General features: G+C 52.8%; 6 protein-coding genes and 11 tRNA genes. 16 read left to right on the top strand and 1 reads right to left on the bottom strand.

What is annotated here, in order from left to right; translation table 11 throughout:
* Positions 1 to 108 precede the first annotated feature (108 nt).
* The 11 genes from ACYP03_RS23170 (at position 109) to ACYP03_RS23120 (ending at position 1,400) form a co-directional block, all read left to right on the top strand.
* A tRNA-Leu gene (locus ACYP03_RS23170) sits at positions 109 to 193 on the top strand.
* Between the two features lie 3 nt (positions 194 to 196).
* A tRNA-Gln gene (locus ACYP03_RS23165) sits at positions 197 to 271 on the top strand.
* A gap of 97 nt (positions 272 to 368) precedes the next feature.
* Positions 369 to 455, top strand: a tRNA-Leu gene (locus ACYP03_RS23160).
* 35 nt (positions 456 to 490) lie between these two features.
* Positions 491 to 575 (top strand) — tRNA-Leu (locus ACYP03_RS23155).
* 3 nt (positions 576 to 578) lie between these two features.
* Positions 579 to 653, top strand: a tRNA-Gln gene (locus ACYP03_RS23150).
* 64 nt (positions 654 to 717) lie between these two features.
* Positions 718 to 804: transfer RNA gene (locus ACYP03_RS23145), tRNA-Leu, on the top strand.
* Between the two features lie 27 nt (positions 805 to 831).
* A tRNA-Gln gene (locus tag ACYP03_RS23140) sits at positions 832 to 906 on the top strand.
* Positions 907 to 936: 30 nt separating this feature from the next.
* Positions 937 to 1,013, top strand: a tRNA-Met gene (locus tag ACYP03_RS23135).
* A 44-nt stretch (positions 1,014 to 1,057) separates the two neighbouring features.
* Positions 1,058 to 1,144: transfer RNA gene (locus ACYP03_RS23130), tRNA-Leu, on the top strand.
* Between the two features lie 30 nt (positions 1,145 to 1,174).
* Positions 1,175 to 1,249: transfer RNA gene (locus ACYP03_RS23125), tRNA-Gln, on the top strand.
* A gap of 64 nt (positions 1,250 to 1,313) precedes the next feature.
* Positions 1,314 to 1,400 (top strand) — tRNA-Leu (locus tag ACYP03_RS23120).
* Between the two features lie 168 nt (positions 1,401 to 1,568).
* On the opposite strand, the gene ACYP03_RS23115 is transcribed toward ACYP03_RS23120, so the two are convergent.
* Positions 1,569 to 2,729, bottom strand: a complete 1,161-nt coding sequence (locus tag ACYP03_RS23115) for a 2-octaprenyl-3-methyl-6-methoxy-1,4-benzoquinol hydroxylase (protein ID WP_459782263.1) — start codon at positions 2,727 to 2,729, stop codon at positions 1,569 to 1,571.
* Positions 2,730 to 3,055: 326 nt separating this feature from the next.
* Between ACYP03_RS23115 and miaB the strand changes: the two genes are divergently transcribed.
* From miaB to lnt, 5 genes are all read left to right on the top strand, one after another.
* Positions 3,056 to 4,480, top strand: a complete 1,425-nt coding sequence (miaB, locus tag ACYP03_RS23110) for a tRNA (N6-isopentenyl adenosine(37)-C2)-methylthiotransferase MiaB (RefSeq protein WP_330961912.1) — start codon at positions 3,056 to 3,058, stop codon at positions 4,478 to 4,480.
* Between the two features lie 75 nt (positions 4,481 to 4,555).
* Positions 4,556 to 5,620 (top strand): PhoH family protein, encoded by a 1,065-nt coding sequence (locus tag ACYP03_RS23105; protein ID WP_248143834.1) that lies wholly within the window; start codon positions 4,556 to 4,558, stop codon positions 5,618 to 5,620.
* Between the two features lie 8 nt (positions 5,621 to 5,628).
* A complete protein-coding gene (ybeY, locus tag ACYP03_RS23100) occupies positions 5,629 to 6,093 on the top strand; it encodes an rRNA maturation RNase YbeY (RefSeq protein ID WP_459782262.1) in 465 nt (154 codons plus the stop codon).
* 93 nt (positions 6,094 to 6,186) lie between these two features.
* A complete protein-coding gene (corC, locus tag ACYP03_RS23095) occupies positions 6,187 to 7,059 on the top strand; it encodes a CNNM family magnesium/cobalt transport protein CorC (protein ID WP_248143440.1) in 873 nt (290 codons plus the stop codon).
* The gene (lnt, locus tag ACYP03_RS23090) at positions 7,059 to 8,618 is read left to right on the top strand and encodes an apolipoprotein N-acyltransferase (RefSeq protein WP_459782261.1); all 1,560 of its coding nucleotides are present in this window, start codon (positions 7,059 to 7,061) and stop codon (positions 8,616 to 8,618) included. Before corC ends, lnt begins: the two co-directional genes overlap by 1 nt.
* Positions 8,619 to 8,637 lie beyond the last annotated feature (19 nt).

Below are 8,637 nucleotides of genomic sequence, written 5' to 3'. Positions count from 1 at the left end.
GGAATTGGTAGACGCGCTAGCTTCAGGTGCTAGTGTCCGCAAGGACGTGAGAGTTCAAGTCTCTCCCTCCGCACCAATGACATCCGGCCTTGTAAAGGCAAACAATATGCGGAAATGGCGGAATTGGTAGACGCACCAGATTTAGGTTCTGGCGCCGCAAGGTGTGAGAGTTCAAGTCTCTCTTTCCGCACCATATAGGGCTATCGCCAAGCGGTAAGGCAACGGGTTTTGATCCCGTCATCCCCTGGTTCGAATCCAGGTAGCCCTGCCATCTGTTTAAAGATAACGAGTATTACCAGCTCGGTGTCTTCTCCGGTGAATGCCGGAAGCAGATACAGAATATGTATCTGGATGAAAAGTCACACAATGCGGTGGTGGCGGAATTGGTAGACGCGCTAGCTTCAGGTGCTAGTGTCCGCAAGGACGTGAGAGTTCAAGTCTCTCCCTCCGCACCAATGACTTTTCTGATGTCTCAGACATCCAACAATTTGCGGAAGTGGCGGAATTGGTAGACGCACCAGATTTAGGTTCTGGCGCCGCAAGGTGTGAGAGTTCAAGTCTCTCCTTCCGCACCATTTAGGGCTATCGCCAAGCGGTAAGGCAACGGGTTTTGATCCCGTCATCCCCTGGTTCGAATCCAGGTAGCCCTGCCATATTTGAAGGTACCGAGCTTTACCATCTCGATATCTTTCCTGCTCAAGCAGGTAAATACCACGTGCGGTGGTGGCGGAATTGGTAGACGCGCTAGCTTCAGGTGCTAGTGTCCGCAAGGACGTGAGAGTTCAAGTCTCTCCCTCCGCACCAACTTTCGATCTGATTCAGATCATCAGCAGGGCTATCGCCAAGCGGTAAGGCAACGGGTTTTGATCCCGTCATCCCCTGGTTCGAATCCAGGTAGCCCTGCCATTTACAAAACGTTTTTTACGTTTGTAAATTGGCTACGTAGCTCAGTTGGTTAGAGCACATCACTCATAATGATGGGGTCACAGGTTCGAATCCCGTCGTAGCCACCATTTACTCCCCTACCAGGTGTAAATGGAAAAAAGAGTCAATACACGCGGTGGTGGCGGAATTGGTAGACGCGCTAGCTTCAGGTGCTAGTGCCCGCAAGGGCGTGAGAGTTCAAGTCTCTCCCTCCGCACCAATTGACTTCTTTGTAAATAAGTTGCACTCTAGGGCTATCGCCAAGCGGTAAGGCAACGGGTTTTGATCCCGTCATCCCCTGGTTCGAATCCAGGTAGCCCTGCCATTATTCAAGGTACCGAGCTTTACCATCTCGATATCTTTCCTGCTCAGACAGGTAAATACCACGTGCGGTGGTGGCGGAATTGGTAGACGCGCTAGCTTCAGGTGCTAGTGTCCGCAAGGACGTGAGAGTTCAAGTCTCTCCCTCCGCACCAACTTTCTCTCATACAGAAAGTTATTAAAATCCGGATAGGCTTCCCTGTCATATCCATGCAATCAACCAGCGAAAGCTGGTTTTTTTGTCTCTGTTGCCCCCCCCTTTGTCAGAATCAGACAAAGAAAAAGCCACACACAGGTGGCTTTCGCATTTGTCATTTCCTGAATTACAACCCTAATGCATATTTCAGCACTTGGTGCTTCAGTGGCCCCGTGTGTTCGGCCAGCTTGAGTCCCAGATTCCGCAACATCACAACAGGTTTCAGATCATTACTGAAAGCTGTATAGAACACATCCATCCCCGTTTGCATCAGCAGGTTATCCGGACGACGCCGTTGTTCGTAACGCTTAAGCACCTGAGTTTCAAACCAGTACTGGCCGCCGTTAGCCATTTCATCCAGCAAAACCTCCACATCTTTGAACCCCAGGTTCACGCCCTGCCCTGCCAATGGATTAATGGTATGTGCGGCATCACCGAGCAAGACGATGCCATCCGAATAATAGGACTGCGCATGACGCCGGGTCAGCGGGAAACTGCCTCGGTTCAGCACTTTCATTAGCCCCAGTTCAGCCGGAAACGTCCTGAGAATTTCTGTTTCCAGTTGAGCCGGTGTCATCGCCGATAACTGTTTGATCCGGGCCGGGCTGTCATACCAGACCAGCGATCCCTGATGGCCGGGCAATGGCAGGAAAGAACGAGGACCCTGCGGCGTGAACTGCTGCCAGGTGATATCCTGCTGCGGCAACTCAGTTTCCACATTGATCAGCATACAATGCTGGCGGTAATCCCAGGCGGTGATCCCAATGTTGGCCTGCTGGCGCACACGGGAGTTTGCACCATCCGCACCAACCAGCCAACGGGATTGCAGTACCTGACCGTTATCCAGCGTCACTTGATAACCCGCTTCATGACGCTCAAAATGGGCAAGCCGTGCCGGGCAAATCAGTGTCAGATTCGGCAGACTTTCAAAAGCCTGCCACAGCCCCAGCTGAATCAGACGATTTTCGACCATAAAACCCAGCTCTGGCAGTCCCAGATCCGCGGCATTGAACCGGGTCCGGCACTCCGGATGTTCCCAGGTTTCCAGCCGTCTGAACGGGCAAAGCCGCATCGCGCAAATACTGTCCCAGGCATTCAGTCGCTTCAGGAGTTTCACCGACTGGGCCGAGATTGCAGAGACCCGCAGATCCATCGCCTGGCTTTCATTGAAAGGTGCGGGGCGCTCCCCCTCAATCACCGCCACTTTCCGCCCCTGACGGGCCATTCCCAGTGCCGCTGCTGCACCAACCATACCGCCGCCGGCGATCACTACATCAAACTGTTCCATGCTGGTATCTCAATTCATTGCAATGCCGACATTCTAACGGCTTTCCGCAAGTTGACCACCTTCAAGCTGAAGTCCGCAGTCAATTCAATCCGCTTTGTCCCTGAAGCTTGATCTCTGCCGGACTGTCTACGTTTCTAAACACACCGCCTGCCGGTTTTATAATCAGCATTGATGATCTGGTCAGGCCGTGTCGAAAGCAGTACAATACGCGGCTTGCAATTTAAGCTGGCCCACAGTAGAGGGATTTTAGGCCCTTCAACTCCCGGCCGACGCTGCATCAGCAGCAGAAAATGCACCGAATTAACACTACGAGTGAAGAGTTAGACATGGCGAAGAAACTGCTTATCAAAACCTGGGGCTGTCAGATGAACGAATACGATTCATCCAAAATGGCCGATCTTCTCAACGCTAATGGCGGTTATGAATTAACAGAAGAACCAGAAGAAGCAGATGTACTGCTGCTGAACACCTGCTCGATCCGTGAAAAAGCTCAGGAAAAAGTTTTCCATCAGCTTGGCCGCTGGAAAACACTGAAAGACAAAAAACCGGGTCTGGTGATTGGTGTCGGTGGCTGTGTAGCGACTCAGGAAGGGGATTCCATTCGTGAACGTGCTCCTTACGTAGACGTCATTTTTGGCCCTCAGACACTGCACCGTCTGCCGGAAATGATTTCTCAGTCGCAGTCTTCTGAAGCGCCGGTCATGGATATCTCTTTCCCTGAGATTGAGAAATTCGACAGCCTGCCAGAACCACGGGCAGAAGGTCCGACAGCATTCGTTTCCATCATGGAAGGCTGCTCAAAATACTGTACTTTCTGTGTTGTTCCTTACACTCGTGGTGAAGAAGTCAGCCGTCCACTGGACGATGTATTGTTCGAAATCGCACAACTGGCTGAGCAGGGCGTTCGTGAAGTCAACCTGCTGGGCCAGAACGTGAACGCCTTCCGTGGTGCAACTCATGATGGTGAAATCGCTTCTTTTGCTGAATTGTTGCGCCTGGTTGCCGCTATCGACGGCATTGACCGGATTCGTTACACCACCAGCCACCCGATTGAGTTTACGGACGACATCATTGAGGTCTACAAAGACACGCCGGAAGTGGTCAGCTTCCTGCACCTGCCGGTACAGAGCGGCTCAGACCGGATTCTGGCGATGATGAAGCGCCCGCATACGGCCATTGAGTACAAATCAAAAATCCGTAAACTACGTCAGGCCCGTCCTGAAATCACCATCAGTTCAGACTTTATCGTGGCGTTCCCGGGCGAATCCGATCAGGATTTCCAGGACACGATGAAGCTGATCCGCGAAATTGATTTCGACATGAGCTTCAGCTTCATTTATTCCCCTCGTCCGGGAACCCCGGCTGCAGATTACCCGTGTGATCTGCCTGAAGATGTGAAGAAACAGCGCCTGTATGAACTGCAGCAGCAGATCAATACCCAGGCCATGCGTTACTCACGTCAGATGCTGGATACAGAGCAGCGCATTCTGGTTGAAGGTCCATCAAAGAAAAACATTATGGAACTGCGCGGCCGTACCGAAAACAACCGGGTCGTGAACTTTGAAGGCTCTGTGGATTTGATCGGTCAGTTTGTCGATGTCAAAATCACGGACGTATTCAACAATTCCCTGCGTGGTGAACTGGTCCGCACTGAGGCTGACATGAACCTGCGTATTGCCATGTCTCCGAGTGAGGTCATGGAGAAAACCCGTAAAGAAGATGAATTGGGTGTGGGCGTTTATACTCCTTAATAAGAGGACAGAAATATCTGCCCATGCCCAGTTATACCGGCCGCCCGTCACAGTGGGCGGCCTATTGAGAGGCAAATCTTGAGCAAAATTATTACTGTTGAACTGAATCTCGAACCCGCCGATAACCACCGCCTGGCCAGCCTTTGCGGTCCATTCGACGACAACATCAAGCAACTGGAACGCCGCCTCGGCGTTGAAATCAATCACCGCAGCCACAGTTTCAGTATCGTCGGTCAGCCACATACGGCCGAAGCTACAGCGAATATCCTGAAAGATCTGTATGTTGACACCGCCCCGGTGCGCAATGTGATCCCGGATATTGAACCGGAACAAATTCATCTGGCCATTAAAGAATCCGGCGTTCTGGAACAGGATGTCAGTTCAAGCATCCCTTACGGCAAAGAAATTCACATCAAGACCAAAAAAGGGGTGATTAAACCGCGTACCCCAAATCAGGCCCAGTACATTGCCAACATGGTCGGCCATGATATTACCTTTGGTGTGGGACCGGCTGGTACGGGGAAAACCTATCTGGCTGTTGCAGCTGCCGTTGATGCACTGGAACGTCAGGAAATCCGTCGGATCCTGCTGACCCGCCCAGCGGTTGAAGCTGGTGAAAAGCTGGGGTTCCTGCCGGGGGATCTGAGCCAGAAAGTCGACCCTTATCTGCGCCCGCTCTACGATGCCCTGTTTGAAATGCTGGGTTTCGAACGCGTCGAAAAGCTGATCGAACGCAATGTCATTGAAGTTGCCCCGCTGGCCTATATGCGCGGCCGCACACTGAACGATGCCTTTATCATCCTGGATGAAAGCCAGAATACCACGGTCGAACAGATGAAAATGTTCCTGACCCGGATTGGTTTTAACTCCCGTGCAGTCATCACCGGCGACGTCACTCAGATTGACTTACCGCGCGGTGCCCGCTCCGGTCTTCGTCATGCCATTGAAGTTCTGGCCGATGTTGATGAGATCAGCTTTAACTTCTTCCAGGCCACCGACGTGGTTCGCCACCCGGTTGTCGCCCGAATTGTTCAAGCGTACGAAGTCTGGGAAACCGAAGATCAGAAACAACGTAAACTGGCTGAACAGCGTCGCCGTGAACAACAGGAAGCGCGTCAGGTCAGCTCTGAAACGGAATAATCACACAGATGTCAGTTTATCTGGATTTACAGCTTGCCACTGCTGATGAAAGTGGCATGCCAGCGGTAACCGACTTCCAGCGCTGGCTGGAAGCCGCCGTGACGCCGTTTCAGGCGGATGCTGAAGTCACTGTCCGGCTGGTCGATGAAGCTGAAAGTCAGACCCTGAACCGGGACTACCGGGGGAAAGACAAGCCAACCAATGTGCTGTCATTTCCATTCGAAGCCCCGCCGGGTGTTGAGCTGGAACTGCTGGGCGATCTGATTATCTGTCGCCAGGTCGTTGAAAAAGAAGCTGAGGAGCAGAATAAACCCCTGCTCGCGCACTGGGCACATATGGTTGTACACGGCTCGCTTCATCTGCTAGGTTATGACCATATTGAAGATGACGAAGCCGAAGAAATGGAAGCTCTGGAAACCGAAATTATGCAAGGTTTAGGGTTTGCCAATCCTTACGAGGCTGACCAATACTAACATCAGCCCTGGCCGTCATCGCCAGAAATACAGTCGGTTGCTTTTCAGGAACCGGCTTTCCGTGGCTCAGGCCACCTATTTGAATAGAAAGCAATGAACGACGATAACCCCCAAAATTCTGACGGTCCGAGTCGAAAGACCTTCTTTGAACGTATTGGACAGCTCTTTCAGGGAGAGCCTCAAAATAAGGAAGAGCTGGTCAGCGTGATCCGTGATTCCGAAGAGAATGCCCTGATCGATCACGATACCCGCGACATGCTGGAAGGCGTGATGCAGATCTCCGAAATGCGAGTTCGCGACATCATGATCCCCCGCTCGCAAATGGTCACCATTGAACGTTCTCAGAAGGTTGAAGACCTGATTGATATCATTGTTGATGCCCAGCACTCACGCTATCCGGTTATCAGCGATGACAAAGACCACGTTGAAGGTATTCTGCTGGCCAAAGACCTGTTGCAGTATCTGCGTCCGGACAGTGAGCCGTTTGACCTCGACGTTATCCTGCGCCCGGCTGTTGTTGTGCCGGAAAGCAAGCGGGTTGATCGCCTGCTGAAAGAATTTCGGGAAGAACGCTACCACATGGCCATTGTGGTCGATGAATTTGGTGGTGTTTCCGGTTTGATCACCATTGAGGATATTCTGGAACAAATCGTCGGTGAAATCGAGGACGAATTCGATGACGAAGAAGAGCAGGAAATCCGTCAGCTGAGTAAGCACACCTGGAATGTGAAGGCACTGACGACGATTGATGACTTCAACAAACTGTTCCAGACCAACTTCAGCGTCAACGACATCGATACCATCGGTGGTCTGGTCATGACCAGTTTTGGTCACCTGCCAAGCCGGGGTGAAGTGGTTGAACTGGAAGGTTATTCGTTCAAAGTTACCGCCGCGGACAGCCGCCGGATCATTCAGTTACAAGTGACGGTGCCGCAGGAGGCACATCAACCAACGATGACGCCCTGATGAGACGAATCGACAATCTAAACCTTTGGGGACGGCTGCTTTTGGCCGTCCCGGCCGGTGCGCTGGCGACCCTGTCTTTCGCCCCTTATAAGTTCTGGTTCCTTGCTCCGCTCTCCCTCATTATTTTCTTTACCCTGCTGCAAAACCAACGTCCGAAAACCGCTTTCCAGACGGGTTTGGCATGGGGTTTGGGCCTGTTTGGCAGTGGTGTCTGGTGGGTTCACGTCAGCATTGCCGACTTTGGCGGGATGCCCATTGCCGCCGGACTCTTCCTGATGGTCCTGCTAATCGGCTATCTGGCGATCTACCCTGCACTGTTTGGTGCACTCCTTGCCCGGTTCGGCCAGGGCCGCCCTTTCCACCAGCTGATGCTCATCGGCCCGGTGCTCTGGTTAGTACTTGACTGGTTACGTGGCTGGCTGTTCACAGGCTTTCCATGGTTATGGCTGGGTTACGGCCAGATTCACGGACCATTTGCCAGTTTTGCACCAATACTGGGTGTTGAAGGTCTGACACTTGCGCTGGTTCTCGGCTGCGGTGCTCTGGTTGCGGCCGGTTACTACCGCAACTGGAAACCACTGATGATACCCGCGCTGCTCCTGTTGCTGGTTTATCAGGCCAAAGGAATTGACTGGGTTCAGCCTGATCCGTATAAGCCGGTGAAAGTCGCTCTGGTGCAGGGCAACATTCCGCAGGCCCTGAAATGGCAGCCGGATCAACGCTGGCCCACGCTGATGAAATATCTGGATCTGACCCGTGAAAACTGGGATGCCGATATTATTGTCTGGCCGGAAGCCGCTATACCGGCGCTGGAGCAGCAGGTCGGCACTTTCCTGAGTCGTCTCGATGAAGCGGCCCGGATGAATCAGAGTGCGGTGATCACCGGAGTGCTGGACAGAACCGGTGAAGGTGAGTATTACAACAATATCCTGACGCTGGGCGTCAATCGCGACGGCGCATACCACTACGATACGGCGAGCCGGTACAGCAAACATCATTTGCTACCGTTTGGCGAGTTTGTGCCCTTCGGGGACTTGCTGCGCCCGTTGGCACCGTTTTTCAACCTGCCGATGTCCTCGTTCAGCCGGGGTAGCTTTATCCAGCAGAATCTGGAGGCTAACGGTTATGCACTAGCGCCAGCGCTCTGCTATGAGATTGCGTTCAGCGAGCAGGTGCGCCAGAACGTCGGTTCAGGTACAGACATGCTGCTGACGTTATCCAATGATGCCTGGTTTGGTCGTTCTATCGGCCCGCACCAGCACATGGAAATCGCCCAGATGCGCGCACTGGAAACCGGAAAGCCTTTACTGAGAGCCACCAATACCGGTGTCACAGCCGTGGTCGACTACCAGGGCAAGATTATTGCGGAGCTGCCGCAGTTTGAAACCGGCGTCCTGCGTGCCACCGTTACTCCGACCAAAGGAATGACACCTTTTACCTCGCTGGGCAGCTGGCCTCTCTATCTCTATCTGTTATGGTCCGTCACCCTGTCCTGGTTGCTCGTGAAACGGCGTCGGGGAGATTTCAGAGATACCAATCCGCAGGAAGGGGTACACTGATCCCCATCCTCACCTCGAA

The sequence above is a fragment of the Photobacterium sp. R1 genome (assembly GCF_054600795.1).
The sequence above is the reverse complement of the archived record's forward strand: the minus strand, read 5'-3'. Positions and strand labels throughout refer to the sequence as shown.